Origin of the sequence: Pantoea sp. FN0307 (assembly GCF_050113815.1) — a bacterium.
GTDB classification, from domain to species: domain Bacteria; phylum Pseudomonadota; class Gammaproteobacteria; order Enterobacterales; family Enterobacteriaceae; genus Mixta; species Mixta alhagi.
Genome location: NZ_JBNJSO010000004.1, coordinates 227346 through 254177 on the forward strand (window position 1 = coordinate 227346; position 26832 = coordinate 254177).

At 54.7% G+C, this 26832-nt stretch carries 24 protein-coding genes and 1 pseudogene; 8 read left to right on the plus strand and 17 right to left on the minus strand.

The genetic code is table 11. The features are described from left to right. Positions 1-45 precede the first annotated feature (45 nt). Positions 46-1173, plus strand: coding sequence for a 23S rRNA (uracil(747)-C(5))-methyltransferase RlmC (gene rlmC / locus ACQE3Z_RS13750; RefSeq protein WP_426974216.1), 1128 nt, complete (start codon positions 46-48; stop codon positions 1171-1173). 79 nt (positions 1174-1252) lie between these two features. Here the strand turns inward: rlmC and ACQE3Z_RS13755 are convergent, their stop codons facing one another. The 6 genes from ACQE3Z_RS13755 to ACQE3Z_RS13780 all read right to left on the minus strand — a co-directional run bounded on the left by ACQE3Z_RS13755 (position 1253) and on the right by ACQE3Z_RS13780 (position 5785). Then, the gene (locus ACQE3Z_RS13755; RefSeq protein ID WP_426974217.1) at positions 1253-1984 is read right to left on the minus strand and encodes an arginine ABC transporter substrate-binding protein; all 732 of its coding nucleotides are present in this window, start codon (positions 1982-1984) and stop codon (positions 1253-1255) included. Between the two features lie 152 nt (positions 1985-2136). Further along, on the minus strand, positions 2137-2805 hold the full coding sequence (gene artM, locus ACQE3Z_RS13760) for an arginine ABC transporter permease ArtM (RefSeq protein WP_085067452.1): 669 nt from the start codon (positions 2803-2805) through the stop codon (positions 2137-2139). Beyond that, entirely contained in the window at positions 2805-3521 is a 717-nt protein-coding gene (gene artQ, locus ACQE3Z_RS13765) for an arginine ABC transporter permease ArtQ (RefSeq protein WP_085067451.1), read from the minus strand. The genes artM and artQ overlap by 1 nt, the downstream gene beginning before the upstream one ends. A 4-nt stretch (positions 3522-3525) precedes the next feature. Further along, positions 3526-4257: an arginine ABC transporter substrate-binding protein gene (gene artJ / locus ACQE3Z_RS13770; protein ID WP_426974218.1), complete on the minus strand. Its 732-nt coding sequence runs from the start codon at positions 4255-4257 to the stop codon at positions 3526-3528. Positions 4258-4271: 14 nt separating this feature from the next. Then, positions 4272-5000, minus strand: a complete 729-nt coding sequence (gene artP, locus ACQE3Z_RS13775; protein WP_157130124.1) for an arginine ABC transporter ATP-binding protein ArtP — start codon at positions 4998-5000, stop codon at positions 4272-4274. 242 nt (positions 5001-5242) lie between these two features. After that, entirely contained in the window at positions 5243-5785 is a 543-nt protein-coding gene (locus ACQE3Z_RS13780; protein WP_426974219.1) for a lipoprotein, read from the minus strand. Positions 5786-5893: 108 nt separating this feature from the next. Between ACQE3Z_RS13780 and ACQE3Z_RS13785 the strand changes: the two genes are divergently transcribed. Both ACQE3Z_RS13785 and ACQE3Z_RS13790 read left to right on the plus strand, forming a co-directional pair. After that, a complete protein-coding gene (locus ACQE3Z_RS13785) occupies positions 5894-6214 on the plus strand; it encodes a heavy metal-binding domain-containing protein (protein WP_085067447.1) in 321 nt (106 codons plus the stop codon). Next, a complete protein-coding gene (locus ACQE3Z_RS13790; RefSeq protein ID WP_426974220.1) occupies positions 6211-7029 on the plus strand; it encodes an N-acetylmuramoyl-L-alanine amidase in 819 nt (272 codons plus the stop codon). The genes ACQE3Z_RS13785 and ACQE3Z_RS13790 overlap by 4 nt, the downstream gene beginning before the upstream one ends. 22 nt (positions 7030-7051) lie before the next feature. Here ACQE3Z_RS13790 and ltaE read toward each other — a convergent pair whose 3' ends face one another. From ltaE to ACQE3Z_RS13815, 5 genes are all read right to left on the minus strand, one after another. Further along, positions 7052-8053, minus strand: coding sequence for a low-specificity L-threonine aldolase (gene ltaE, locus ACQE3Z_RS13795; protein ID WP_426974221.1), 1002 nt, complete (start codon positions 8051-8053; stop codon positions 7052-7054). 56 nt (positions 8054-8109) lie between these two features. After that, positions 8110-9831 carry a ubiquinone-dependent pyruvate dehydrogenase gene (gene poxB, locus ACQE3Z_RS13800; protein WP_426974222.1) on the minus strand — a complete coding sequence of 574 codons (1722 nt, stop codon included), beginning with the start codon at positions 9829-9831 and terminating at the stop codon, positions 8110-8112. 118 nt (positions 9832-9949) lie between these two features. Continuing rightward, positions 9950-10939: an NADH oxidoreductase gene (gene hcr, locus ACQE3Z_RS13805; protein WP_426974223.1), complete on the minus strand. Its 990-nt coding sequence runs from the start codon at positions 10937-10939 to the stop codon at positions 9950-9952. 3 nt (positions 10940-10942) lie between these two features. Beyond that, the gene (hcp, locus tag ACQE3Z_RS13810) at positions 10943-12592 is read right to left on the minus strand and encodes a hydroxylamine reductase (RefSeq protein ID WP_426974224.1); all 1650 of its coding nucleotides are present in this window, start codon (positions 12590-12592) and stop codon (positions 10943-10945) included. 147 nt (positions 12593-12739) lie between these two features. Continuing rightward, a complete protein-coding gene (locus tag ACQE3Z_RS13815) occupies positions 12740-13642 on the minus strand; it encodes a lysine exporter LysO family protein (RefSeq protein ID WP_426974225.1) in 903 nt (300 codons plus the stop codon). Between the two features lie 236 nt (positions 13643-13878). On the opposite strand from ACQE3Z_RS13815, the gene ytfE reads away from it, so the two are divergent. Beyond that, on the plus strand, positions 13879-14544 hold the full coding sequence (gene ytfE, locus ACQE3Z_RS13820; protein WP_426974226.1) for an iron-sulfur cluster repair protein YtfE: 666 nt from the start codon (positions 13879-13881) through the stop codon (positions 14542-14544). Between the two features lie 329 nt (positions 14545-14873). Here ytfE and cspD read toward each other — a convergent pair whose 3' ends face one another. Beyond that, positions 14874-15101 (minus strand): cold shock-like protein CspD, encoded by a 228-nt coding sequence (gene cspD, locus ACQE3Z_RS13825; protein WP_085067439.1) that lies wholly within the window; start codon positions 15099-15101, stop codon positions 14874-14876. A 322-nt stretch (positions 15102-15423) separates the two neighbouring features. Between cspD and clpS the strand changes: the two genes are divergently transcribed. After that, the gene (gene clpS / locus ACQE3Z_RS13830; protein WP_085067438.1) at positions 15424-15744 is read left to right on the plus strand and encodes an ATP-dependent Clp protease adapter ClpS; all 321 of its coding nucleotides are present in this window, start codon (positions 15424-15426) and stop codon (positions 15742-15744) included. 56 nt (positions 15745-15800) lie between these two features. After that, complete coding sequence (gene clpA / locus ACQE3Z_RS13835; RefSeq protein ID WP_250652249.1) at positions 15801-18077, plus strand: ATP-dependent Clp protease ATP-binding subunit ClpA; 2277 nt, start codon at positions 15801-15803, stop codon at positions 18075-18077. A gap of 160 nt (positions 18078-18237) precedes the next feature. On the opposite strand, the gene infA is transcribed toward clpA, so the two are convergent. The 5 genes from infA to trxB form a co-directional block, all read right to left on the minus strand. Next, on the minus strand, positions 18238-18456 hold the full coding sequence (infA, locus tag ACQE3Z_RS13840) for a translation initiation factor IF-1 (protein WP_002211347.1): 219 nt from the start codon (positions 18454-18456) through the stop codon (positions 18238-18240). 305 nt (positions 18457-18761) lie between these two features. Further along, the gene (gene aat / locus ACQE3Z_RS13845) at positions 18762-19484 is read right to left on the minus strand and encodes a leucyl/phenylalanyl-tRNA--protein transferase (protein WP_426974227.1); all 723 of its coding nucleotides are present in this window, start codon (positions 19482-19484) and stop codon (positions 18762-18764) included. A gap of 33 nt (positions 19485-19517) precedes the next feature. Then, entirely contained in the window at positions 19518-21248 is a 1731-nt protein-coding gene (gene cydC, locus ACQE3Z_RS13850) for a heme ABC transporter ATP-binding protein/permease CydC (RefSeq protein WP_426974228.1), read from the minus strand. Further along, positions 21248-23017 (minus strand): heme ABC transporter permease/ATP-binding protein CydD, encoded by a 1770-nt coding sequence (cydD, locus tag ACQE3Z_RS13855; RefSeq protein ID WP_426974229.1) that lies wholly within the window; start codon positions 23015-23017, stop codon positions 21248-21250. Before cydD ends, cydC begins: the two co-directional genes overlap by 1 nt. 145 nt (positions 23018-23162) lie before the next feature. Continuing rightward, positions 23163-24131 (minus strand): thioredoxin-disulfide reductase, encoded by a 969-nt coding sequence (trxB, locus tag ACQE3Z_RS13860; protein ID WP_426974230.1) that lies wholly within the window; start codon positions 24129-24131, stop codon positions 23163-23165. 522 nt (positions 24132-24653) lie between these two features. Between trxB and lrp the strand changes: the two genes are divergently transcribed. Both lrp and ACQE3Z_RS13870 read left to right on the plus strand, forming a co-directional pair. Further along, the gene (lrp, locus tag ACQE3Z_RS13865; protein ID WP_017347019.1) at positions 24654-25148 is read left to right on the plus strand and encodes a leucine-responsive transcriptional regulator Lrp; all 495 of its coding nucleotides are present in this window, start codon (positions 24654-24656) and stop codon (positions 25146-25148) included. 118 nt (positions 25149-25266) lie between these two features. Beyond that, positions 25267-26784 (plus strand): annotated as a pseudogene (locus tag ACQE3Z_RS13870) (DNA translocase FtsK 4TM domain-containing protein); the annotation flags it as partial. Between the last annotated feature and the right edge of the window lie 48 nt (positions 26785-26832).

Here is a 26832-nt window from a genome sequence, read left to right on the forward strand (position 1 = left end):
AATCCAGCCCCGCAACTGGCACCACCATTCATTACAGGCTAAATCATGCATTGCGCACTTTACGATGCAGACCGCTGTCGTTCCTGTCAGTGGCTGACAACACCTTATTCTCAGCAGCTGCAAATGAAACAGACGCATTTGCAGGCGCTGCTGCAGGCATTTTCCGTTGACGACTGGCGGCCGCCGGTCGATTCCGCACAGCAGGCTTTTCGCAATAAAGCCAAAATGGTCGTGAGCGGCAGCGTGGAGCGTCCGGTGCTGGGCATTATGCAACCTGACGGGCCGGTGGATTTAACCGCCTGTCCGCTTTATCCCGCCAGCTTTGCTCCGGTTTTTGCGCTGTTGAAGCCGTTTATCGCGCGTGCTGGCCTGACACCCTATAACGTGGCGCGCCGCCGTGGCGAGTTGAAATTTCTGTTGCTCAGCGAGAGTTCACTGGATGGCAAGCTGATGCTGCGCTTTGTGCTGCGCTCGACTGCCAAGCTGGAACAGCTGCGCGCGGCGCTGCCGTGGTTACAGCAACAGCTGCCGCAGCTGTCGGTGATTTCTGCCAATATCCAGCCGGTGCCGATGGCGATCCTCGAAGGAGAAGAGGAGATTGCGCTAACGGAAAATCAGCTACTGGCAGAACAACTTAATCATGTTCCGCTCTATATTCGACCGCGCAGCTTCTTTCAGACCAACCCCGGCGTAGCGGCGCGGCTGTATGATACCGCACGTCAGTGGGTCTGCGAGTTACAGGTCGCGTCGATGTGGGATCTCTTTTGCGGTGTGGGTGGCTTTGGCCTGCACTGCGCCACGCCAGAGATGCAGCTGACCGGCATTGAGATCAGCGCTGAGGCGATTGCCTGCGCACAGCGTTCAGCGCAGCAGATTGGGCTGGAAAAGGTACAGTTCGCGGCGCTGGATTCGACGCGCTTTGCCACAGGAGAAGGAGATGTGCCGGAGCTGGTGCTGGTGAATCCGCCGCGTCGTGGCATTGGCGCTGAGCTGTGTCTCTATCTGAACCGCATGGCGCCTTCATGGCTGCTCTATTCCAGCTGTAATGCCGAAAGCATGGCACAGGATATTGCGCGTCTTGAACATTACCAGATTCGGCGGATACAGCTGTTTGATATGTTTCCCCATACCGCGCATTACGAAGTGCTGACGCTGTTACAGCGGCGTCAGTAGCAGATCGGAGACGCTTTCCCGACTCCCGGGAGCGTGCAGAACCCACGGGAAAGAGCTCTCCGATCCGCGTATTTTATGCTTACCGGGCAAACCACTTATCGTTAATTTTTTGCAGCGTGCCGTCTGCTTTCGCCTCTGACAGCGCGGCGTTCAGTTTGGACAGCAGCGCCTGGTTGTCGGGGCGCACCGCGATACCCAGGCCGGTACCGAAATAGTCCGGATCGGTGATGGCCTGGCCAACGGTACCCAGCTGTGGATTCGCTTTCAGCCACTCATTAACCACTGCCGTATCACCAAATACGCCGTCGAGACGGCCATTCTTCAAATCGAGAATGGCATTCTGATAGCTGTCGTAGGCCACGGTTTTTACCTCCGGGTGCTTATCCTGAAGATAACGCTGATGCGTGGTACCGTTTTCCATACCGATGCGTTTCCCTTTCAGCGCCGTGATATCGGCATATTTTCCTTTCTCGGCGATCACGACCGCCGAGTTGGCATAGTAGGGCTGGGTAAAGGCGACCTGCTTGCTGCGCTCTGGCGTAATATCCATGCCGGAAATTACTGCATCATAGCGCCGAAATTTCAACGCCGGGATCAGGCTATCGAAAGGGTTGTTGGTAAAAGTACACTCCGCTTTCATTTTTTCGCAGAGCGCCTGCGCCAAATCGATATCGAAGCCGACGATTTTGTTTTCGCTATTCAGGGACTCAAACGGCGGATAGGTGGCCGAAGAGGCGAAACGGATTTTTTCCGCTGCGCTTGCGTTAAGCGCTATGCCTGCCAGCGCGGCGGCCAGTAACCATTTTTTCATCGCGAATGCTCCTGTCTCTCATTATGATTTTGTGCCCAGCGGCGAGGAACAAGATGCCATTTAATGCATTATTATGCAACTTAAGTGGGTAAATAATTAAAAAGGGTGGGTTTCCCCACCCTTTTTTTATCCAGCATCGCGATGATCGGCTGTTAGTTTCGCCGCTCAAAGGCCAGCGCACGATGTTCAATCACACGCATCAGCAACGTAAGCAAACCGTTAACGCAGAGGTAAATCAGACCGGCGGCGGCAAAGACCATCACATCATAGGTGCGGCCATACAGCAGCTGCCCGTGGCCCATCACTTCCATTAGCGTAATGGTGTAAGCCAGTGAGGTGCTCTTAAATACCAACACGACCTCGTTGGAATAGGAGGAAAGGGCGCGCTTAAAGGCGTAGGGCAGCAGAATACGCAGGGTATCGCGTCGCGTCATGCCGAGCGCAGCACAGGATTGCCACTGACCAGCAGGAATAGCGCGTACCGCACCGTAAAACAGCTGGGTGGTATAGGCTGCGCTGTTTAACGACAGAGCCAGCAGGGCACAGAGCCAGGGCTCAGAAAGCAGCTGCCACAGCCAGTCAATTTTCTGCAATGCAGGAAATTGGCCTGGGCCGTAATAAATCAAAAAGATCTGCACCAGCAGCGGCGTACCGGTAAACAGCGTGATATACCCCTTCACCAGCTGGCTTACCACCGGCGTTTTCAGCGCCAGCACCATGGTAAACAACAGAGAAAGGAACAGCGCCGCCAACAGCGAAGCGATGGTCAGCGTCAGGCTGGTCTGTAGCCCTTTCAGCAGTTCTGGAAGATAGGCCAGCATCAGCTGTTCCCCCGTTCAAAACGTGTGGTGCGTAATTCGATACGCTTCAGCACCGCCTGGCTCAGCAGGGTAATAATCAGATAAATAGCCGCCGCCACCAGATACCAGGTGAATGGCTCCTGCGTGCGGGTCGCGATGCTGCGGGTTTGCAGCATCAGATCGTTGACGCTAATCAGCGAAACCAGCGCAGTATCTTTAAGCAGCACCAGCCACTGATTACCCAGCCCAGGCAGGGCGTGACGCCACATCTGCGGCATAATCAGGCGGAAGAAGATCGCTGATTTTTTCATCCCCAGCGCCTGACCCGATTCCCACTGGCCGACCGGCACCGCCTTAAGCGCGCCGCGCAGCGTTTGCGAAGCGTAGGCGGAGTAGAGGAACGACAGCGCAATCACGCCGCACAGGAAAGGGCTAACGTCAAAGTTATCGATCTGCATCTGTACCGGCAGTGATACCAGGCCCAGATTAATCACAAAGCCGTCGGAGAGCGTCAGCAGCAGTTGAGAGGCGCCGAAATAGATAAACAGCACCACCAGAATTTCCGGCAGGCCACGGATCAGCGTCACCAGTGCCGTGCCAGCCCAGGCCAGCGGACGCCAGCGCACCGATTCCCAACCGGCAAACAGCATCGCCAGCACCAGGCCCACCAGTAACGCACAGACGGCAAGGCCGACGGTCATCCCGGCGGCGCTTGCAAGAGGAAAGAATTCGTTCATTTAATTACTGCTGGAACCATTTGCTGTAGATGGTTTGGTAGGTGCCGTCAGCTTTGACTTTATCCAGTGCGGCATTGAATTTTTGCTGCAGCGCGCTGTTGCCCTGACGCACCGCAATGCCCAGACCGGTGCCGAAATAGGCTTTATCTGTGACTTTCTCACCGACCGCCGTCAGGTTCTGGTTTTGTTTCAGCCACTCGTTCACCACGGCCGTGTCGCCAAATACCGCATGGATACGACCATTCTTCAGGTCGAGAATCGCGTTTTGATAGCTGTCATAGGGCACAGTGGTAATTTCGCTGTGCTTGTCCATCAGGTATTTCTGGTGCGTGGTGCCATTCTGAACGCCAACGCGCTTGCCTTTCAGCGCCGCGACATCGGTAACCTTATCTTTCTGCGCAATAAACAGCGCCGAGTTATCATAGTAAGGCTTGCTGAACAGCACCTGTTTTTCACGTTCAGGGGTAATATCCATTCCGGCCATTACCGCATCGAAACGGCGGAATTTCAGGCTGGGAATCAGGCTATCAAACGCCTGATTGGTGAAGGTACAGGTGGCATTCATCTCTTTGCACAGCGCGTTAGCCAGATCGACATCAAAGCCCATAATTTTGTTGTTGCTATCGACAAACTCAAACGGAGGGTAAGAGGCTTCAGTAGCAAAGCGAATGGTTTCGGCGGCAGAGGCACTCAGGCTGATACCGGCTAACAGAGCAGCAAGAACGATTTTTTTCATCTTTATGGCCTTACTCAGTGCGAGAGATAATTTGCAAACGCCTCGGTTTGCGGCTGTGTAAATCGGCTGGCATCGCCCTGTTCAACAATATAGCCATTTTCCATATACACCACGCGGCTGGCGGTTTTACGCGCAACTTCAACCTCATGGGTAACAATGACCTGAGTGATTTTGGTTTGTGCCAGTTCACGAATAATGCTGACGATCTGTGCGGTGATTTCCGGGTCGAGCGCGGCGGTAGGTTCATCAAACAGCAGCACCGCCGGCTCCATCATCAGCGCGCGGGCAATGGCTACGCGCTGTTGCTGACCACCGGAAAGCTGCAGCGGAAAACGATCGGCGTGCGGCGTCAGGCGCAAACGCTCCAGCAGCTTATCGGCACGCTGGTGAGCCTGCTCTTTCGACAGCCCCAGCACGCGACAGGGCGCTTCGATCAGGTTCTGTTTAACCGTCAGGTGCGGCCAGAGATTATATTGCTGAAACACCATGCCCACGTTCTGTCGCAGCTCGCGGATTGCGTCATCGCCAGGCTTTTTGCTGAAATCAAAATCATGACCAGCGATGCTGAGCGTACCGGAACGCGGCATTTCAAGCAGATTAAGTACGCGCAGGAGCGAGCTTTTACCGGCGCCGCTGGGACCCAACAGCACCAGCGTTTCGCCTTCCGGACACGTTAGCTGGATATCGAACAGCGCCTGCTGGGCGCCATAAAAGCAATTTATACCGTTAAGTTGAATACTCATGCGCCAAAAATGAATAGCAATTGATGCGGCAAATATTAACGCTCACAGCATAGTTATGCAATCATTGTGCGTTAAAATTTATTAATGAATAGCGGAATGCCTAAAGCGTAGCACATGATCCTGGCATGTCGCGCAGAAGGGGTGAATAAGCAGGAAGTTTCTGGCCTGGTCGGATAACCATAGCACCGCATGCCTGCGGCGCTATGCATAAAGATTAATGATGATCGCCTGACGAGGCAGCTTTATTGTTCCAGTACCTGGCTTAAAGCACCACCGCCAGGACGCTGCCAGTTAGCCATGTAACGCACATCATCCACCGTCCAGCAGGTGCCTTCGCGTACCATCAAGATCTCATCCTGCCAGCTTACGCTTTTATCGCCTTCGCGCGTCAGCTCAACGCGTAGCGGAATATTGCGCGCATCGGTATTAGGGATGCGCGACGCGTCGGCCACTTCGGCGTGGTCAGGACCCTGTGCCAGGCTGGAAAAAAGATCGCCCTGACGCCATTCGGCTGGCTTATCGCTTTGCGCATTGGCTTTCAACAGGCTTTGATAAAGTTTTTCACTCAGGTAGGGGCGGTAGCGCGCCAGCAATTGCGTGTCCGGCAGACCCTGAGTGGGCTGAGCGGTACGGAGATCATAGAATTTTTGCGCTACCGTATCCGGTCCGCCATCCACACAAGCGGCTACGCGCGTACCGATATCTTTATAGGCAGGCTCTACGGTAGTACAGGCGCTCAGCAGCAGAACAGCCGGCAGCAGGGCGGCAAACGCTTTGTTTTTCATCTCATTTTCCTTATGGTCAACGGGTAACGCTTTGTTTTAGCATAAAGTATAGCCGTGCTTTTTAGCTGCACGGGCTAAACTATCGCTGAATCAGAAAAGGAGAAGAGCATGAAATTAACCACTACGCCAACGCTGGAAGGACAAACGATCACTGAGTATTGCGGCGTCGTCACCGGCGAGGCCATTCTTGGGGCGAATATTTTCCGCGATTTCTTTGCCGGCATCCGCGATATTGTCGGCGGTCGTTCCGGCGCATATGAAAAAGAGTTGCGTAAGGCGCGTGAGATTGCTTTTGCAGAACTGGAGGCGCAGGCGAAGGCGCTGGGTGCGAATGCGGTGGTGGGTATCGATATTGATTATGAAACCGTGGGCAAAGACAGCAGCATGCTGATGGTCAGCGTCAGCGGTACGGCGGTTAAAACGCGGTGAAAGCGTATTTAGCGCTGCTCCTGACGCTGCTGTTAGCTGGCTGTACATCGGGCCTTGAGCAGCGTCAGGGCTATAGCGTGGATACCCGGCTGGCGGCACAGGGTGCCCGGCCCCGTGTGAAGGCGATTGTGATTCATTATACGGCGGAGGATTTCTCTTCTTCGCTGACGACGCTTACTGATAAAGAGGTGAGCGTGCATTATCTGATCCCGGCTCAGCCGCCGCTGCATCGTGGTACACCGCTTATCTGGCAGCTGGTGCCGGAACATGAACTGGCGTGGCACGCAGGGCCAAGCTACTGGCGCGGCGCCACGCGTCTTAACGATACCTCTGTAGGCATTGAACTGGTCAATCCCGGTTACCGCCTGACGGCGCAGGGGCGGCAGTTTTATCCCTTTGCCCCCGCGCAAATTGCCGCGCTGCTGCCGCTGCTGCGCGATTTAATCAGTCGTTATCATATTCAGCCGCAAAACATTGTGGGACACAGCGATATTGCGCCGCAGCGCAAACAGGATCCGGGACCACGATTTCCCTGGGCGCAACTGGCCGCGCAGGGTATTGGTGCCTGGCCGGATCCGCAGCGGGTAGAAGCGCTCTTACAGGGGCACGAACGCTTGCAGCCGGTGGCGCAGGATAGGTTGCTTGGTTTGCTGGCGCGCTATGGCTATGAGGTTAACGCGGCGGTGACGCCGGCGCAGCAGCAAAAGCTGATCGCGGCATTTCAGATGCATTTCCGACCCGCCAGCTATTCCGGGCGGGCTGATGCAGAAACGTGGGCGATCGCCCAGGCGCTGGTAGAGAAATATGGGCGCTGAGGCGATCGTGGGTGACTGGCGCTTACCGGGCGACGAGAAAGGCTTTCCACTGTTTTACTACCTGTTGCAGGGCGGCGCGATCCACATCCAGGTGGGTAACCAGTCGCGTAACCGGCCCCGCCGACAGCAGAATATTGCGCGCCTGCATCCAGGCCTTTAACGGCGCAACCTGCTCTGGCGGCAGCTGTGCGAAAACCATATTGGTATGCTGGCTGACGTTAATATCCAGTTCGCCCAGCTGCTCCGCCAGCCAACGGGCGTTATCGTGATCCTCTTTAAGGCGCATCACATTATTTTCCAGCGCATAGAGTCCGGCCGCAGCCAAAATGCCCGCCTGGCGCATTCCGCCGCCGGTCATTTTACGCCAGCGCCGCGCCTGTTGAATATATTGCGCATCGCCGCACAGCAGCGAACCCACCGGTGCGCCTAATCCTTTCGACAGGCAGATCGTTAGCGTGTCGCAATAGCGGGCAAGGGATTCCAGCGGCAGATCAAGCGCCACGGCGGCATTGAAGATGCGGGCGCCATCAATGTGCAGCGCCAGCTGATGCTCGCGTGTAAAGCGCCATGCCTCGGCCAGATAACCCACGGGCAACACTTTGCCGCCAAAGGTATTTTCCAGGCTTAACAGGCGCGTGCGGGCAAAGTGAATGTCGTCAGGCTTAATGGCTGCCGCAACCTTCTCCAGCGGTAGCGAGCCATCTTCCGCGGCCTCCAGCGGCTGAGGCTGAATGCTGCCCAGTACCGCCGCGCCGCCTGCTTCATATTTATAGTTATGCGCCTGCTGACCAACAATATATTCGTCGCCGCGCTGGCAATGAGTAAGCAGGGCGACCAGATTGGCCTGCGTGCCGGTAGGCAAAAACAGTGCGGCCTGTTTGCCGCTCAGCTGTGCGGCTTCTGCCTCCAGCGCGTTTACGGTGGGATCGTCACCGTAAACGTCGTCGCCGGTACGGGCAGAGACCATGGCCGACAGCATCGCTGGCGATGGGCGGGTGACGGTATCGCTACGTAGATCTATCACTAAGAGGCTCCTTAAAAAAACGGGCACCTGTGTGCCCGTAAAAAGTCATTAATGTTTTACCGTAGCCAGTTGGTTTTTGCCAGCTCGACGACTTCGTCGCCACGACCGTTAATAATGGCGCGCAGCATATAGAGGCTAAAGCCTTTTGCCTGCTCCATTTTGATCTGCGGCGGCATCGCCAGCTCCTCTTTGGCAGTAATGACATCAAGCAGCACCGGACCATCATGGGCAAAGGCTTGTTCAATCGCGCTGTCCAGCTCCGAGGCCTTTTCCACCCGAATGCCTTTTACTCCACAGGCGTTGGCAATGGCGGCAAAATCGGGATTGTGCAAATCGGTGCCGTCGGTCAGGTAGCCGCCAGCCTTCATCTCCATTGCCACGAAGCCCAGCACGCTGTTATTAAATACCACCAGCTTAACCGGCAGTTTAAGCTGCGCGACGGAAATAAAGTCGCCCATTAACATACTGAAACCGCCATCGCCGCACATCGCTACCACCTGGCGCTTCCTGTCCAGCGCCTGAGCGCCCAGCGCCTGCGGCATGGCGTTAGCCATTGAGCCATGATTAAACGAGCCCAGCAGGCGGCGTTTGCCATTCATTGCCAGATAGCGTGCCGCCCATACCGTCGGCGTGCCCACATCGCAGGTAAAAATCGCATCCTCGCATGCAAAATGGCTGAGTCGTTGCGCCAGATATTGCGGATGGATGGCCTGTTTATCATTGGGCTTCGCCAGATCGTCCAGATCTTTACGGGCGTTGGCGTAATGCTCCAGCGCGTTATCAAGAAAGGCGCGATCCTGTTTGTTTTGCAAACGCGGCAGCAGGGCTGACAGCGTCGCTTTCACGTCGCCAACCAGCGCCATATCCACATGGGAGTGCGCGCCGATGCTACCGGGATTAATATCCAGTTGAATAATCTGCGCTTTTTCAGGATAGAAGGCGCGATAGGGGAATTGTGTACCCAGCAGCAACAGCGTGTCGGCATTCATCATGGCGTGATAGCCCGATGAGAAGCCGATCAGCCCGGTCATGCCGACGCTGTAAGGGTTGTCATACTCAATATACTCTTTGCCGCGCAGGGCATGAACCACCGGCGCTTTTAGCGTAGCGGCCAATTCAACGATCTGTTGATGCGCGCCTGCGCAACCGCTGCCGCACATCAGCGTGATATTTTTTGCACTGTTTAGCAGGGCAGCCAGCTTATCCAGTTCGCGCTCTGCAGGCTGGATAATTGGCTGCTGAGGTGAATACCAGGCGGATGACGCCTGTTCCGGCGCGGGCTTCAGCGCGATATCGCCGGGCAGTACAATCACTGAAACGCCGCGATTAAGAATGGCCTTACGCATGGCGATGCCCAATACCTGCGGCAGCTGTTCCGGATTGGAGATCAGCTCGCAGTAATGGCTGCATTCCCGGAAAAGTTCCTGAGGGTGGGTTTCCTGAAAATAACCGCTGCCGATTTCGCTTGAAGGAATATGAGCGGCGATTGCCAGTACCGGCACATGATTACGATGACAGTCAAACAGGCCGTTAATCAAATGCAGGTTGCCGGGCCCGCATGAGCCTGCGCAGACCGCCAGCTCGCCGCTGATTTGCGCCTCGGCGCCAGCGGCAAAAGCGGCCACCTCTTCATGACGTGTGGGCATCCATTCAATGGTGCCCATGCGATTCAGGCTGTCGCTCAGCCCGTTAAGGGAATCCCCGGTGACTCCCCAAATGCGTTTTACACCGGCGCTTTCCAGCGTTTTTGCCAGTAGCGCCGCAACGGTTTGCTTCATAGTGGTTCCTTACTGTGGTTGACCCATCATCCCGATGGGGAGATGTCAGACGATAAAAAGTCTAGTCAACGTCACGCAAAGCGGGGGAACCACGATGAAACCAGCTATTTCCGGGGTATCAGGCCAGCTCGATATTGCCCGCTGGCTGACAGCTACAGGCCAGTACGTAGCCTGCCGCGATCTCTTCTTCCGTCAGGCCAACCGTACTGCTGGTCTGATACTGGCCGCTGACCACGCGCGTTTTACAGCAGCCGCACACGCCAGCGCGGCAAACCGCCTCAACCGGCAGCTTATGCTGTTCCATTGCTGACAACAACGACCAGCCCGCCGGGAACGCCGCGTGCTGTAGCTGATGCGAAGCGCTGCTCAGGTGGTAACGTACGCCGTTATCCTCGACGTTATCAGGCGCGGCGGCGGTAAACTGCTCGCGCAATACATTGACTGCGCCCAGCGCGCGAGCGCTGTTTTCTGCCAGGTCCATATAGGGCTGCGGACCGCACATCATGACCGTACGCCGGGCAATATCCGGCACCTGCTGCGCCAGGATTTCTGCGGTTAGACGACCCTTCAGCATCTGCGCTTCCGGCTGCTGCTCAGCAATAATCGTCAGCTTCAGCCACGGGCGCAGCGCCTGCAGTTCAGCGGCAAAAATTACATCCTGCGGCGAACGGACGCTGTAGATCAGATGTACATCGGTTTCCGGGCGATGGCTGTGCAGCCAGCGCGCCATTGACATCACTGGCGTGATACCGCAGCCCGCTGCCAGCAGCAGATAGTGCGAAGCAGGATGCTGTTCGCAGCTGAAGCTGCCCTGCGGATCGGATAACCAGACATAGTCGCCTGGCTTCACCTGACGGGTAAGCCAGCCGGAACCTTTACCCTGCTCGATATAGCGAATCGTCAGGGTAATAAACTGGCTCTGGCCTGGGGTCGAAGACAGCGTATAAGCGCGGACTTCATCGCTGTTGCCGATGCGTACCAGCGCAAACTGGCCTGCCTGCCAGCGGTAAAAATCGTGATCGATCAGCGCCAGCGTCCAGACATCCGGCGTTTCCTGGGTAATATGGTGAACCTGCATGCGCCAGGGGCAAAGTGTGGTGGTGTTCATGGTTTACTCCTGTGGCGACAGAATTGCGGCAAGATCGTTTTCAACGGTGGTAACTGGCGTCATACCAAACTCTTTTTCCAGAATGGCAATCAGGTTATCGGTGAGAAACGCCGGTGCGGTCGGGCCGGTGCGGATATTTTTCACGCCGAGCGCCAGCAATGTCAGCAGCACCACAATCGCTTTTTGCTCGAACCAGGAGAGGATCAGCGACAGCGGCAGATCGTTAACCCCGCAGTTCAGTTTCTCCGCCAGCTTGACCGCCAGCACGATCGCGGCGTAGCTGTCATTACATTGACCCACATCCAGCAGGCGCGGCAGCCCCTCCAGCGTGCCGAAATCGAGCTTATTGAAGCGGTATTTACCACAGGCAAGCGTAAGGATCAGGCAGTCGTCCGGCACTGCCGTCGCCAAATCGGTATAGTAGCTGCGTTTGTCACGACTACCGTCACAGCCGCCAATCAGGAAGACGTGACGCAGTTTTTTCTGGGTAGCGAGTTCAATAATAGAATCACAGGCGTCCAGTAGCACGCGACGACCAAAGCCAACGGTAATTTCATGCGGAATTTCACTCCACGGGAAGCCTGCCATGGTTTGTGCCTGCGCAATCACCGGGGTGAAATCGTCGCCATCAAGATGGTTTACGCCCGGCCAGCCCACAATACTGCGCGTCCAGATACGCTGCTGATAATCACCCGGATTCGGATCGATAATACAGTTAGAGGTCATCACAATCGGGCCAGGGAAACGGGCAAACTCGCTTTGCTGGTTCTGCCAGCCGCTGCCGTAGTTACCCACCAGGTGAGGATATTTATTCAGCTCGGGATAGCCGTGCGCAGGCAGCATTTCGCCGTGGGTATAGACATTAATACCGGTGCCGACGGTTTGTTCCAGCAGCAGTTGCAGATCTTTCAGATCGTGGCCGGAAATCAGGATCGCCTTGCCCGCCACGGGACGCACGTTAACCTTAACCGGCTGCGGATCGCCGTAGGTGGTGGTTTGCGCTTCATCCAGCATCGCCATGATAGAGAAGTTCATTTTGCCGATATGCATCGCTTCCGCCAGCAGCGTCTCGATCTCGTTCGGACGCGTGCCGAGCCATGCCATGATCTGATGGTACTGATGATAGATTTCGTTATCGTAACGGCCATGCACGTGCGCATGTTCCATATAGGCGGCAGCGCCTTTCAGGCCATACAGGCAGAGCAGACGCAGGCCGACCACATCTTCATGATCGTCACCGGCATTCAGCGCAAACGCGTGAGCCTGCTGCTGTAAGACCTCGGCATCGCTGCCGTTCAGGCTCAGGTCACTTAGCGGATGCTGTGGTGCACCCAGACCCAGCACGGCACAGCGGGCTTTTAAATCATCGCGATAGCGTTGCGCCTGAATGGCGTAATCAATAATGCGACCGGAGTCAAAGTTAACGTTGGTCAGGGTGGAGAAAAAAGCGCGCGGCGCAAAACTGTCGATTTCATGATCGATAATGCTGTCGGTACGTGCGTGCAAAGCCCATGCGGAAAGGCTTTGTAACACGGCGATCAGCAAATCCTGTAAATCGGACGTTTGCGCAGTTTTACCACACATCCCCTGCGCCCAGGCGCAGCCGTTGCCCGCCGGAGTGCGAATCGTTTGCTCACATTGCACACAAAACATTCTGGTATCCCTTTATAAGATGTATTTTAAATAAAACTTTAAAGAGAAGGGGCGCTGGCAGGCAAGTGCAGGCTGAAATAATTGAAGCACGATTGATCTAAAGCAAAAAGAAAAGGGGAGGCGGCCTGGTTTTATGCCGCCATTTTGCTATGCAGAAAAGAGGGCGATCAGCACTGGCGCAGCCAGGCTAAGAATGAAGCCGTGTACAATTGCCGCGGGCACAATTTCAACGCCGCCGGCACGCTGCAAAACGGGAAGGGTGAAGTCCATAGAGGTTGCACCGCACAGCCCCAGCGCGCTGGAACGATGTTGACGGATCAGCAGCGGGATCAGCATTATTGCCACCAGTTCGCGCAGCAGATCGTTAAAAAACGCCGCGCTGCCGATAACCGGTCCGAAGTTTTCCGTCATTAAAATGCCAGAGAGCGAATACCAACCGTAGCCGCTGGCCAGCGCCAGGCCGGTTGTTAAGGGCAGGCCGAGCAACAGCGCTGCCAGTATACCGCCAGCAAACGCGCTTACGCAGACCACTACCGCGACCATCATCCCGCGCCGGTTCAGCACAATTTGCCGTAGCGTCATGCCGCTGCCGCGCAGCTGCAGACCAACCAGAAACAGCAACAGCAACAGGGCATATTCACTCGCCTGAGCGGCATGATGTAAAAATGCCCAGCCCGACAGGCCCAGCAGGAAGCCCAACATCACAACGCCCAGTAGTTTCAGCGATTCCAGCGCCATGTGAAGGCGCGACGGCAGCGCCTGCTGCTGCTGATGATGATGCTGCCAGGGACGACGCTTTTCTAACAGGCGCAGCGCGATTAGATTACAGGCCAAAATAGCCATCACGCTGACGCTGGCGATACGTAAAATAGCCAGCAGGTTTGCAGCCAGATTATCTAAAAACGCCAGGCTGATGCCCATAAAAAACAGAATAACGTAGACCATCCAACTCAGCAGGTGGTTAACCAGGCGTTGCAGGGCGGGGGATTTAAGCGGTAACAAATAGCCAATAACCAGCGGCAAAAGAATAATCAGCAGTCCTGAATACATATCCTTTAAAATCCATAAACAAATTTGAAGTACCTCACGCTAACCAAAAAAGGCAATAGGGTAAAGGCCGACGGGAAATTTGTTCGCTGCCGCTCTGACGAGCACACATCACGGGTAACGTTAAGCCATGTTTTTTCCCATAAGAGCTGTTTTATAACGTAAAAGCAAAATGGAGTGGCCTGGATTTAAAGTTGCATTTAAAATGCATCTTATAATTTCAGCAAAAGGTAAAAGCTATGTCGTTACGTACTACTTCTCTGGGCGAACTGGTTATTGCTATCCCAGGCTCAACCGCGCTGTTCCATAAATATCATCTCGATTTCTGCTGTGGCGGCAAACATACGCTGGAGGAGATGGCTGCCAAACGTCACCTGGATATTGAACAGCTTGAAACAGAATTACAGCAATTGATGCAGCAGGAAAGCAGCGAAGAAAACTGGCGTAACGCGCCGCTTGCCGACGTGATTAAACATATTATTGACCGTTACCACAACGTGCATCGTCAGCAGCTGCCCGATCTGATTATGATGGCGGAAAAGGTTGAGCGCGTGCATGGCGCAAAACCAGACTGTCCGCGTGGACTGGCCAGCACCCTGCAGGCGGTCTGGCAGCATCTCAGCGAGCATATGATGAAAGAAGAACGCGTGCTGTTTCCCATGATTGAGCAGGGAATGGGCGCGCATGCCGGCAACCCCATCGCCGTGATGGAGTTTGAACATAATGAAGCGGGCGAACAGCTGGAAATCATTAAATCTCTGACCAATAACCTCACTCCGCCCGAGGGTGCCTGCACCACCTGGCGCGCCCTGTATAGCGGCACAGACCAGTTTATTAAGGACCTGATGCAGCATATCCATCTGGAGAACAACCTGCTGTTCCCGCGGGCGCTGCGCGGCGAGTAAGGCCACACTGTCACCCGCTAAGGCCTGACGCAACGGCAGGCCTTTTCACGCTTTTTAACAGACAAACTAAAAAATTATGCGCTACAGCGGGTTAATGCCGCGAGGCACAAATGGTTTAGTGGGAAATTTTGCAGCCATTATTCTTGGCTGTGCGCTTCGGGCTACATCTGCGCCGCATTTCCTCTTTATGAGCGTTCAGCATGGTAAGCAGGGTTGAAAAATGCGTTGTCAGCCCCACCTGTATAAGGTGTCCAAAATGTTTAATAAAAATGCCAGCATCTGTCGCTGGCATTTTTTAGTCGGGTTGTACAGAATGTGTTAACACGGGTTCAGGCGTGGATACCTTCGACCGCCTCCACCGGAACAATAAGGCTGGCATGATTGCCTTTCGGTCCTTGATGAACGTCAAACTGCACCTGTTGCCCGGCTTTGAGCGTCCTGTATCCCTCCATCTGAATTGAGGAATAGTGGGCAAAGATATCATCGCCGCCGCCGATCGGGCAGATAAAGCCGAATCCTTTGGCATTGTTGAACCATTTAACGGTACCCTTCTCCATACTTCTGGTTCCCTCGCGAGACGTTTTTTTTACTAGGTAGGTGAGGTAAGGAAGCTGTAAGAGTTGTTTAAAACTCAATCAGCTTGTGCTTGTAGAATGTAGAGAAACAAGGGTAAGCGTCAAGCCATCGGCCGGTTCAGGCATTGATAAAATCGCTAAACTTTGAGGTAGTTAACGCTATTGCCAAATTTGTGATAGCGGTCGCGCCTGTAGCGCCGCGGAGAATTTTTACCCGCGCGAAGCCGGATGGCACGCGTGTTACACTGAATAATATGGCATGCGGCTTTCGTGCCAGTGCGCAACACAGATACGACGGAACATTATGGGAAACACTAACGACTGGCTTAACTTTGAACATCTTGCAGAAGAGAAACTGCGCGAAGGTCTCAAGCCGCCTTCGATGTATAAAGTTATACTCAACAATGACGATTACACTCCTATGGAATTTGTTATTGACGTTCTGCAAAAGTTCTTTTCTTATGATATTGAGCGTGCAACGCAACTGATGCTCAGAGTGCATTATCAGGGCAAAGCGATTTGCGGCGTGTTTACTGCCGAAGTGGCGGAAACCAAAGTGGCGCTGGTAAACCGCTATGCTAAAGAGCATGAGCATCCGTTGCTGTGTACGCTGGAAAAAGCCTGATCGGCGTTATGCTATTCCGGCATGAACCGTAGGGCGATAATTGGGGGAGGTGCCTAATGCTCAATCAAGAACTGGAACTCAGTTTAAACATGGCTTTCGCCAGAGCGCGTGAGCACCGTCATGAATTTATGACCGTCGAGCATCTGTTGCTGGCTTTGCTCAGCAACCCGTCGGCCAGAGAGGCACTGGAAGCCTGTACGGTGGATATAGTGGCTCTGCGCCAGGAGCTCGAAGCCTTCATCGAACAAACCACGCCGGTATTGCCGGTAACGGAAGAAGAGCGCGATACGCAACCGACGCTCAGCTTTCAACGTGTGTTGCAGCGTGCGGTTTTCCACGTTCAGTCGTCCGGACGCAGCGAAGTCTCGGGCGCAAACGTGCTGGTGGCCATTTTTAGCGAGCAGGAGTCCCAGGCGGCTTACCTGCTGCGCAAACATGAAGTCAGCCGTCTTGATGTGGTGAACTTTATTTCCCACGGGACGCGTAAAGATGAACCGGGCCAGGCGCAGGGGCCGGAAAATCAGATCAATGAAGAGCAGGCAGGCGGGGAGGAACGTATGGAAAACTTCACCACCAATCTTAACCAGCTTGCTCGCGTTGGCGGTATCGATCCGCTGATCGGCCGCGACAAGGAGCTGGAGCGTACCGTTCAGGTGCTCTGCCGTCGTCGGAAAAATAACCCGCTGCTGGTGGGCGAGTCGGGCGTGGGTAAAACCGCTATCGCTGAAGGCCTCGCCTGGCGCATCGTGCAGGGTGACGTGCCGGAAATCATCAAAGACTGCACCATCTATTCTCTGGATATTGGTTCGCTGCTGGCCGGGACGAAATACCGCGGTGATTTTGAAAAACGCTTTAAGGCGCTGCTCAAACAGCTGGAACAGGATGAAAGCAGTATTCTGTTTATCGATGAGATCCATACTATCATCGGCGCAGGTGCGGCTTCCGGCGGTCAGGTTGATGCGGCGAATTTGATCAAACCGTTGCTGTCGAGTGGACGGATCCGCGTGATGGGTTCTACAACCTATCAAGAATTCAGCAATATCTTTGAGAAAGATCGTGCGCTGGCGCGTCGTTTCCAGAAAATTGACGTTACCGAGCCGAGCGTGGATGAAACGGTGCAGATCCTTAACGGTCTGAAACCGAAGTATGAAGCGCATCACGATGTCCGTTACACCGCCAAAGCGGTACGTGCCGCCGTTGAGCTGGCTGTAAAATATATCAACGATCGTCACCTGCCGGATAAGGCAATTGATGTTATTGATGAAGCTGGCGCACGCAGCCGACTGATGCCGGTCAGCAAGCGTAAGAAAACCGTTAACGTGGCGGATATTGAGTCGGTAGTGGCGCGTATTGCCCGCATTCCGGAGAAAAGCGTTTCTGCAACCGATCGCGATACGCTGAGAAGCCTTGGCGAGCGGCTGAAAATGCTGGTGTTTGGCCAGGATAAAGCGATTGAAGCATTAACCGAGGCGATCAAAATGAGCCGCGCCGGGCTGGGACATGAACGTAAACCGGTGGGTTCATTCCTGTTTGCCGGCCCTACCGGGGTAGGTAAAACCGAAGTGACGGTACAGCTGGCGAAGGCGCTGGGCATTGAGCTGCTGCGTTTTGATATGTCCGAGTATATGGAACGTCATACCGTAAGCCGTCTGATCGGTGCGCCTCCGGGCTACGTTGGCTTTGATCAGGGTGGTTTGCTGACCGATGCGGTGATCAAGCATCCTCATGCCGTGGTGCTGCTGGATGAAATTGAGAAAGCGCATCCGGATGTCTTTAACCTGCTGCTGCAGGTAATGGACAACGGAATGCTGACCGATAACAATGGCCGCAAAGCGGATTTCCGCAACGTGGTTCTGGTTATGACCACCAACGCTGGCGTGCGTGAAACCGAGCGTAAATCCATTGGTCTTATCCATCAGGATAACAGTACCGATGCGATGGAAGAGATCAAAAAGATCTTTACGCCGGAGTTCCGTAACCGCCTTGATAACATTATCTGGTTTGATCACCTTTCTGCTGAAGTTATTCACCAGGTGGTGGACAAATTCATCGTGGAACTGCAGGCCCAGCTGGACGCCAAAGGCGTTTCACTGGAAGTCAGCGACGAAGCGCGTGAATGGCTGGCAGAGAAAGGTTATGACAAAGCGATGGGTGCACGTCCAATGGCGCGTACCGTGCAGGAAAACCTGAAAAAACCGTTGGCTAACGAACTGCTGTTTGGTTCGCTGGTAGATGGCGGATCGGTATCGGTCACGCTGGATAAAGAGAAAAATCAGCTGGCTTACCATTTTGTTAGCGCTGAGAAGCGCAAAACGGAAGGTTCAGTGCAATAAGCGCAGCAGAAAAGCAAAAGGCCGGATTAATCCGGCCTTTTTTATCAGCGTATCGTTATTAACAACAGAGCACGCATTGATGCATCGTAAAAGCAAAAGGCCAGATTATCTGGCCTTTGTTAACAGTCAGGCGTTAATGTCAGATTAACGCAGAGCTTTATTAACGACTACGGAAGACAATGCGGCCTTTGCTCAGGTCGTACGGGGTCAGCTCAACAGTGACTTTGTCGCCCGTCAGAATGCGGATGTAGTTTTTGCGCATTTTACCGGAGATATGGGCGGTAACCACGTGTCCGTTTTCTAATTCCACGCGGAACATGGTGTTAGGTAACGTATCAAGTACGGTACCCTGCATTTCAATATTGTCTTCTTTGGCCATCGAATCCTCTGGGTGGACTTCCAAGTTTTGAACCGGCAAGATAATGCCGAATTCCACGAATTATGTAAAGAATTGTTGGTTATTATACCAACGCCCGCATGCACCTGTAGCGCAGCATACAAGCATAACTTTCGTCGTCTGATGACAGTGACGTTAGCGAGGGGGAATAGCGGCTAAGAATCCATTAACCGGCCACAGCCAGAAAACAGTTCTGAAGATGCGTGGTGATTCCCAGCCTGGTAATTCCGATGCGCTTACGCAATAAACGGACGACATACCAAACTTTCCTATTATACCACTATTCCTCACCGTTGCGTGTAAAACATCGGTTCAGGGGCAAAAAGCGTATCTGTACACCAGCAGGCCTCGTTCACCGACGCATTCCCCAGGCGACTCAGCGCCAGCAAATAATCGGTACGTGCAATCTCTGTAGCCCCAAGCGATGCGGTATGCGGATTTAATACCTGGCAATCGATCAGCTGGCCGCCATGTTGGGAAAAATGTTGGCAAAATACCAGCAGCGCGGTTTTTGATGCGTTTTCACTCCGGCTAAACATCGACTCGCCGCAAAAGAGTTGTCCCAGCGCCAGGCCATACATGCCGCCAACCAGTTCCCGATCGCACCAGACTTCGATCGAGTGTGCATGACCCAGATCGTACAGACGCCACCAGGCGCGTTTTACCTCCGGCGTGATCCAGGTTCCCTCGTTACGATCGCTGGCGCAACCTTCTACTACCTCAGCAAACGCACGGTTCATGGTGACGCGATAGGGCGAGCGTCGGTGAAAACGCTTCATGCTGCGGCTGCAATGAAACGCATCCGGGATTAATACCGCACGCGGATCGGGCGACCACCATAAAATAGGATCGCCTGGCGAAAACCAGGGGAAAATCCCCCGGTAGTAAGCATTGAGTAAACGTGCAGGGCTAAGGTCGCCGCCCATAGCCAGCAGGCCATTTGGTTCACGCAGCGCCATTTCCGGCGGCGGAAAGTTAAGCGATTCACGTGACAACTGAATCAGTCGCATTTCTCGAAAGCCCCGCAGTTTAAGAAGCTATGACTATAGCGTAAACCGCTGCTGAAAATGCCAGTAGCGTCCGCCTTTTGCAATTAATTCCACATGCGTTCCCTGCTCAATGATCTCACCCTGATCCATAACGTAAATCCGATCGACTTTGTCCAGCCCCTGCAGGCGATGGGTAACCATTATCACCGTTTTGTCGGCGGTAACCTGAGCCAGCAGGGCAAGAATATGCCGTTCTGTTTCCGCATCCAGACCTTCGGTGGGTTCATCAAGCAACATTATTGGCCCATTGTGCAGCAGCGCCCGGGCAATAGCCAGACGACGTAATTCACCGCCAGAAAGCTGTCGGCCGCCTTCGCCCAGCCAGGCGTTTAGCCCCTCGCCGTCCAGCAGCTTTTCCAGACCCACCTGTTCCAGTATGGCGCACAGAGCCCGATCGCTGCTCTCCGGCGCAGCCAGTAATAAGTTATCGCGTAATGTCTGGTTAAACAGGTGAACCCGCTGACTGACCACGCTAACAGCGGCGCGTAAAGCTGGTTCGCTCCATTGACGTAGCGGGAGGCCCTGTAGCCAAATCTCACCCTGCTGCGCATCCCATGCTCGCGTTAACAGCTGTAGCAGCGTGCTTTTGCCGCAGCCGGTAGGGCCGAGCAGCGCAATGGTTTCACCGGCGTTAACCTGGAGCGACAGGCGCTGCAGGGCAGGGGAAACCGCATCCGGATATGAGAAGGTAACCTGTTCTAACGCCAGCGAGCCAGGCGCAGGAAGATCGTCGCGTTGCTCAGAGGGGAATTCCACGGCGGGCGAGCGATCGATAATCTGGCTGATACGCTCAGCAGAGGCAAAAACCTGCCCAAGATGTTGGAAGGCCATACCCACCGGTGCTAACGCTTCGAACGCCGCCAGAGTGCAAAAAACCAGCAGAGCAATCAAGGCGCCAGGCTGCGGCCAGTGGCCTACGCCGCCAGCGCTGAGCCAGAGCATCAACGTTACCGCCGCGCCGCTGATCAGCAGCAGCAGCGCTTGTGACAGGCCGGTCAGGCTGGCCTGCCTGCGCTGCGCCTGTTGCCAACGCTGTTCCACTAAATCCAGCTGCGCGCGCCAGGCTTCAACGCTGCCATACAGTGAAAGCTCTGCCTGCGCCTGCAGCCAGTGAGTCAGTTGCTGGCGATAACGTGCACGCTCGGCGGTAATGATCTCGCCGGCGGGACGTCCGGCGCGATAAAACAGCGGCGGCAGTAGCAGCAGCGTCAGCAGCATAATGGCACCCAGCGTCAACGCCAGCGAGACATCCAGCCAGCATAACCCCAGCGTCACCACGATAATCACTATCAGCGCGCCGCAGAGCGGCGAAATTAGCCTGAGATAGAGATGATCGAGCGTATCGACATCGGCAACAAAGCGGTTAAGTAAGTCGCCCTGGCGCAGGTGGGTAAGCCCTGCAGGCGAGAGCGGCATCAGTCGACGAAAAGTAAAAACACGCAGATGTTGTAGCACGCGAAATGTCCCGTCATGACTGACCAGACGTTCAAAATAGCGCGCAACGGTGCGGATGATAGCCGCGCCGCGTACGCCCGCAGCGGGCAGCATATAGTTAAAGCTGTAGAGCCCCGCCGTGCCTGCCAGCGATGAAGCCGCGAGAAACCATCCTGAAAGCGTGAGCAGTCCTGTGCTGGCTAATAACGTCACGATAGCTAATAACGCCCCCAACAACAGACGCCAGCAATGACGGCGATAGAGCCGCAGAAAAGGTTGTAGTTTCGCCATCAGGCTATATCTCCCTGACGATGGGTCAGCAGCGTGGCAAAGGGGCCCGGCTGACTGGTAAGCTGCTGCCAGCTGCCCTGTTGAATAAGTTGACCATCCCGCATCACCCAAATTTCATCCCACTGCGCCAGCTCATTTAGCTGATGCGTTACCAACAGGGTGGTTTGTTGCTGTGATGCGGCCAACAGCGCCCGCATGACATGCTGCTCACTACGCGCGTCCAGGCTGGCACCCGGTTCATCCAGCAATAACAGCTGACGAGGTTTTAGCAGCGCCCGCGCTACGGCAATCCGCTGCGCCTGTCCCACCGACAGGCCGGCAGCCTGATCGCCCATCTCGTGCTCCAGCCCCAGCGGCAGACGGCAAAGAAACTCATCAACACCAGCTAACGTCAGTATCTCCTGTAAACGTGCCGCCGATACTCTCTGACCGTTGATTATATTCTCACGAACCGTACGTTCCGGCAGATGAGGATTTTGACCTACCCAGGCCAGAAGCTGATGCCAGTCGCGACGTGGAAGATCCCGTAGCTCATAGCCGTTAATCCGTAAGGAGCCCTGATAAGGCAGGAAGCCCAGCAGCGCATTGATCAGCGAGCTTTTCCCCGCGCCGCTTTGACCCACCAGCGCTACACGTCTGCCTGGCGACAAAGAGAAATCGAGCGGGCCAGCGAGCAAGGTTCCGTTCGGGGCCATAATCATCAGCCCGCGGGCGTCGATTTGCAGCGGTCGATCGGGCGAAAATCCAGGTTTGCCCCTGGCTGACGTGACCTCTGGTTGGGAGGAGAGGAAAGCGTGCAGCGCATCGGCTGCACCCACCGCCTGAGCTTTGGCATGATAAAACGTGCCTAAATCGCGCAGCGGCTGAAAAAATTCCGGTGCCAGAATCAAGGCCAAAAAGCCGGCAAACAGAGTGATGCTGGTACCGTAGTGACCAAAATTCAGCTCGCCTAAATAGGAGAAGCCAAAATAGACGGCGACAATGGCAATAGAGACAGAAGCGAAAAATTCCAGCACCGCCGAAGAGAGAAAAGCCAGCCTGAGGACTTCCATAGTGCGCTGCCGAAAATCTTCGGAAGCGGCAGCAATGGCGCGCGTTTCCGCCGCGCCGCGATGAAACAGACGCAGCGTATCCAGGCCACGCAGCCGATCGAGAAAATCACCGCTAAGCCGCGCCAGCGCAAGAAAATTACGCCGATTTGCATCGGCGGCCCCCATTCCCACCAACGCCATAAACAGCGGAATGAGCGGAGCCGTGGCCAACAAAATCAGTCCGGCGGCCCAGTTCACCGGGAAAATCACCAGCAGGATCAGACCGGGAATAAGCACAGCTAACGTCATCTGCGGCAGATAACGCGCATAATAGTCCTGCATCTCTTCCGTCTGCTCCAGCAGCAGGCTGGCCCAGCTGCCGACCGGCTTCTCCTGTATCCAGGCGGGGCCTGACTGCTGTAAACGGTCAAGCACCTGTTTGCGCAGGGCACGTCGTATCTGTTCTCCCGCCCGATAGCCCGCCTGTTCGCGAAGCCAACTCAGCAAGGCGCGTACCGCGAAACAGAGCAGCAACAGAAATAGAGTGGAAAGCCATTGCGCACGCGGCTGCTGTTCGCTAATCAAATGATGCATCAGGGTGGCCAGCAGCCATGCCTGGGCGATGATCAGCAGGGCGCTTGCCAGGCCCAGCAGCGTAGAAAGGGTTGTCCAGGGGCGGGCACAGACACGCTGCTGGCGCAGCCAGCGGGTGAGTTGTTGTTGACGTTTCTTTTCCATCCGGGGCCGTTTCTCAAGAAGAACAGGCTGGCCGATATCGCCAGGGAATATGCCAGTAGAGGCGCAGGCAATGTAGCATGGCAGAAAGAAAAAAGGCGACAGTTGAACTGTCGCCTCAGAAAAATAAGATCAGTTAATTAACAACTTACTTATCGTTTTTAACCAGACCATCTAAATAACGTTCCGCATCCAGCGCTGCCATACAGCCCGTACCGGCAGAGGTAATTGCCTGACGATAGGTATGATCCATCACATCGCCAGCGGCAAATACGCCTGGGATGCTGGTCTGCGTGGCGTTGCCCTGCAAACCTGACTGCACTTTAATATAGCCATTTTCCAGCTCCAGCTGTCCGGCGAAAATAGCGGTATTCGGGCTGTGCCCGATAGCGATAAACAGGCCAGCGACATCCAGCTCTTCCGTGATTTCGCTGTTCTGCGCGCCACGCAGACGCACGCCAGTCACGCCCATTTGATCGCCCAGCACTTCGTCCAGCTCGCGATGGGTGTGCAGCACGATATTGCCGCTGCTGACTTTTTCCATCAGGCGATTGATCAAGATCTTCTCGGCGCGGAAAGTCTCGCGACGGTGAATCAAATGAACTTCAGAGGCGATATTAGAGAGATATAGCGCTTCTTCAACAGCGGTATTGCCGCCGCCCACGACGGCAACTTTCTGCTTACGATAGAAGAACCCGTCACAGGTCGCACAGGCGGAGACGCCTTTACCCTTGAACGCTTCTTCGGAAGGCAGGCCCAGATAACGGGCGGAAGCGCCGGTAGCGATGATCAGCGCATCGGCAGTATATTCGCCGCTGTCGCCAACCAGACGAAACGGACGATTTTGCAAATCAACCGTATGGATATGATCAAAGATGATTTCGGTATTAAATTTCAACGCATGCTCATGCATACGTTCCATTAACCGCGGACCAGTTAGATCCTCAGGATCGCCAGGCCAGTTCTCAACGTCGGTAGTGGTAGTTAGCTGGCCGCCTTTTTCCAGGCCGGTAATCATTACCGGATTCAGATTAGCGCGTGCAGCGTAGACGGCTGCGGTATAGCCCGCCGGACCAGAGCCCAGAATAAGCAATTTACTGTGTTTGGCCGTGCCCATGAGATCCTCATTAGTTAACTGGCAACATGGAGCCAGATTGTAGGGAATTTAATGACGCAAAAAAAGCGTTCTGCGATTTTGTTAACAATTGATGCAACAGGTTTCACCGATAACGCGGGGCAGGGAAGAAAGGCCGGCGTAAAAAAGCTTCACAGCAAATAAATTGCAGGCAAAACGCCCAAAATATCCGGTTAAAAATGGCGGTACGCGCCACGGGCTGGCATGTTCTCCTGATTTTCAATGTTTTGCTTTGACAATCGCCTGCGCTTTTGCGAAAACATTGTGGGAAGCAGAGAATATTTGAGCTATGTAAACAGAGTTTCGTACCAGCTTTTGCGTACAACGCCGAATAAACTCAGTCTGTCATTCGTAATGACGCATGGTGTGGACAGACAGCATGCGTCATGCGGATGGGCGCTGCAATAGCAACAGGCTCTATGTCTTCACTGACGAAAGACCCTGTACATTGATTTCGTTCAGGGTATGGCAGGTAAAGGGAAGGAATGAAGAGAGACAATAATAATGGTAGACAATAAAAAACGCCCCGGAAAAGACCTCGACAGAATAGACAGAAATATCCTGAATGAACTGCAGAAGGATGGTCGTATTTCTAACGTGGAGCTTTCAAAACGCGTTGGCTTATCGCCCACGCCATGCCTTGAACGCGTACGCCGCCTGGAACGTCAGGGCTTTATTCTGGGCTATACCGCGTTGCTCAATCCTCACTATCTTGACGCATCATTGCTGGTTTTCGTTGAGATTACTCTGAATCGCGGTGCGCCGGATGTGTTTGAACAATTTAACGCCGCCGTGCAAAAACTTGAGGAAACTCAAGAGTGTCACCTTGTTTCCGGTGATTTTGACTACCTGCTGAAAACCCGCGTGCCGGATATGTCCGCCTACCGTAAACTGCTGGGTGAAACCCTGCTGCGCCTGCCGGGCGTTAACGATACGCGGACTTACGTGGTGATGGAAGAAGTCAAACAGAGTAACCGTTTGGTTATTAAGACGCGATAACACAGGACAGGTGCAAAACCTGGTGGTATTCGGTACACTCCTGTGAATTCATACAGGCACAGCGTCGGGTAGCCCGGCGCTGTTTCCTTCATAGTTTACAGGTACCTGGAGAGTTCTCTTGAGCCAGGAATATACAGAAGATAAAGAAGTGTCACTTAAGCCGCTTAGTAGTGGTCGCCGTCTGCTCGAAGCGTTGCTGATCCTTGTTGCGCTATTCGCTGTCTATTTGATGGTGGCGCTGGTTAGTTTTAATCCCTCCGATCCCAGTTGGTCTCAGACCGCCTGGCATGAACCTATCCATAATCTGGGCGGCAGCGTCGGCGCCTGGCTGGCCGATACGTTACTGTTTATTTTTGGAGTGATGGCGTACGCCATTCCGCCCGTGATCCTTGGTCTGTGCTGGATCACTTTTCAGCAGCGCGATCGCCAGGACTATATCGACTACTTTGCCGTGGGCCTGCGTCTGATAGGCGTGCTGGCGCTGGTGGTGACCACCTGTGGCCTTGCCGCGCTGAATGCTGATGACATTTGGTACTTTGCCTCCGGCGGGGTGATCGGCAGTCTGGTCAGTAACGCAATGGCGCCGTATTTGAGCGGCGCGGGCGGGACGCTGGCCTTGCTCTGCCTGTGGGCAGCGGGGTTAACCCTGTATACCGGTTGGTCCTGGCTGACGATTGCCGAGAAAATCGGTGCGGTGGTTATGGGCGTGCTGACCTTTGCCAGCAATCGCTCACGCAATGACGAAGCCTGGCATGAAGAGGATGACTATCGTCCGGCACCCACGATTAAAAGCGCGGTTCAGCTGGATGAAGACGATGACATTCTGCTGTCGCCGCCGCGTAGATTGCACGCCGTGGAAGATGATACGGAAGAAGAGGATCCCCTGTTTGCTAAAGCACCGGTCGCTAACAGCGCCGCGATGACCCAGGCGAACGCCGAAGCTTCTGCATCCGCTCAGCCGGTAGTTCATGCTCTGAATGAGCAGAACGATTCTGTGCCAACTCAGGCGGAACAATCAGGTCCGGCACAGCCGGTTGTGTCAGCGCGCGATAATGTCGCGCCTGTAAACGTATCTCCTGCGCCTGCCGCAGCGGCGCAAAGCGAGAGCGTAAGCGCTGCGCCGCCGCTTTATCGTTTTGAAATGCCTCAGCAGTCAATCGACGTCTTCACGCCGGGTGCAGAAGACGAGGGTCCGCAAATGGGTAACTGGCAAGAGGCGACAACCTCATCACCAGCGCCAGCTGCGGCCACAGGCGCCGTTCCTTTTATGCCGGCCACTGCACCTGAAGAGATTAATCCGCAGATCAAACAGGGCATCGGTCCAGAGCTTCCGCGTCCGAAACCGGTTAAGTTGCCTACGCGCCGTGAACTCGCTTCCTTTGGCATTAAGCTGCCTTCCCAGCGTCTGGCAGAGGAAAAAGCGAAGCAGGAGGCCCAGCAACAGGCTCTGTCTCAGCCTGCCGATGCGCAGTCAATTGCCGAAGACGAACACCAGTTACGTGATGCGTTTATGGCACAGCAGCAGGCGCGCTATGGCGCAGACTATGCCTCTGACGAGGATGAGGGTGCATTGCAGCAAGAGGCGCTGGCGCAGCAGTTCGCGCAGCAACAGCAGCAACGTTACGCACAGCCTGAACCGGCGGTGCCTGAGGTTCAGCAAGAGGGTAACGTTCAGCAGCGATAT

Excerpts from the sequence above, each read along its gene's own strand:
- rlmC (WP_426974216.1), top strand. The coding sequence starts at position 46 with ATGCATTGCGCACTTTACGATGCAGACCGCTGTCGTTCCTGTCAGTGG.
- ACQE3Z_RS13755 (WP_426974217.1), bottom strand. The coding sequence starts at position 1,984 with ATGAAAAAATGGTTACTGGCCGCCGCGCTGGCAGGCATAGCGCTTAAC.
- artM (WP_085067452.1), bottom strand. The coding sequence starts at position 2,805 with ATGCTGGCCTATCTTCCAGAACTGCTGAAAGGGCTACAGACCAGCCTG.
- artQ (WP_085067451.1), bottom strand. The coding sequence starts at position 3,521 with ATGAACGAATTCTTTCCTCTTGCAAGCGCCGCCGGGATGACCGTCGGC.
- artJ (WP_426974218.1), bottom strand. The coding sequence starts at position 4,257 with ATGAAAAAAATCGTTCTTGCTGCTCTGTTAGCCGGTATCAGCCTGAGT.
- artP (WP_157130124.1), bottom strand. The coding sequence starts at position 5,000 with ATGAGTATTCAACTTAACGGTATAAATTGCTTTTATGGCGCCCAGCAG.
- ACQE3Z_RS13780 (WP_426974219.1), bottom strand. The coding sequence starts at position 5,785 with ATGAAAAACAAAGCGTTTGCCGCCCTGCTGCCGGCTGTTCTGCTGCTG.
- ACQE3Z_RS13785 (WP_085067447.1), top strand. The coding sequence starts at position 5,894 with ATGAAATTAACCACTACGCCAACGCTGGAAGGACAAACGATCACTGAG.
- poxB (WP_426974222.1), bottom strand. The coding sequence starts at position 9,831 with ATGAAGCAAACCGTTGCGGCGCTACTGGCAAAAACGCTGGAAAGCGCC.
- hcr (WP_426974223.1), bottom strand. The coding sequence starts at position 10,939 with ATGAACACCACCACACTTTGCCCCTGGCGCATGCAGGTTCACCATATT.
- hcp (WP_426974224.1), bottom strand. The coding sequence starts at position 12,592 with ATGTTTTGTGTGCAATGTGAGCAAACGATTCGCACTCCGGCGGGCAAC.
- ACQE3Z_RS13815 (WP_426974225.1), bottom strand. The coding sequence starts at position 13,642 with ATGTATTCAGGACTGCTGATTATTCTTTTGCCGCTGGTTATTGGCTAT.
- ytfE (WP_426974226.1), top strand. The coding sequence starts at position 13,879 with ATGTCGTTACGTACTACTTCTCTGGGCGAACTGGTTATTGCTATCCCA.
- cspD (WP_085067439.1), bottom strand. The coding sequence starts at position 15,101 with ATGGAGAAGGGTACCGTTAAATGGTTCAACAATGCCAAAGGATTCGGC.
- clpS (WP_085067438.1), top strand. The coding sequence starts at position 15,424 with ATGGGAAACACTAACGACTGGCTTAACTTTGAACATCTTGCAGAAGAG.
- clpA (WP_250652249.1), top strand. The coding sequence starts at position 15,801 with ATGCTCAATCAAGAACTGGAACTCAGTTTAAACATGGCTTTCGCCAGA.
- infA (WP_002211347.1), bottom strand. The coding sequence starts at position 18,456 with ATGGCCAAAGAAGACAATATTGAAATGCAGGGTACCGTACTTGATACG.
- aat (WP_426974227.1), bottom strand. The coding sequence starts at position 19,484 with ATGCGACTGATTCAGTTGTCACGTGAATCGCTTAACTTTCCGCCGCCG.
- cydC (WP_426974228.1), bottom strand. The coding sequence starts at position 21,248 with ATGGCGAAACTACAACCTTTTCTGCGGCTCTATCGCCGTCATTGCTGG.
- cydD (WP_426974229.1), bottom strand. The coding sequence starts at position 23,017 with ATGGAAAAGAAACGTCAACAACAACTCACCCGCTGGCTGCGCCAGCAG.
- trxB (WP_426974230.1), bottom strand. The coding sequence starts at position 24,131 with ATGGGCACGGCCAAACACAGTAAATTGCTTATTCTGGGCTCTGGTCCG.
- lrp (WP_017347019.1), top strand. The coding sequence starts at position 24,654 with ATGGTAGACAATAAAAAACGCCCCGGAAAAGACCTCGACAGAATAGAC.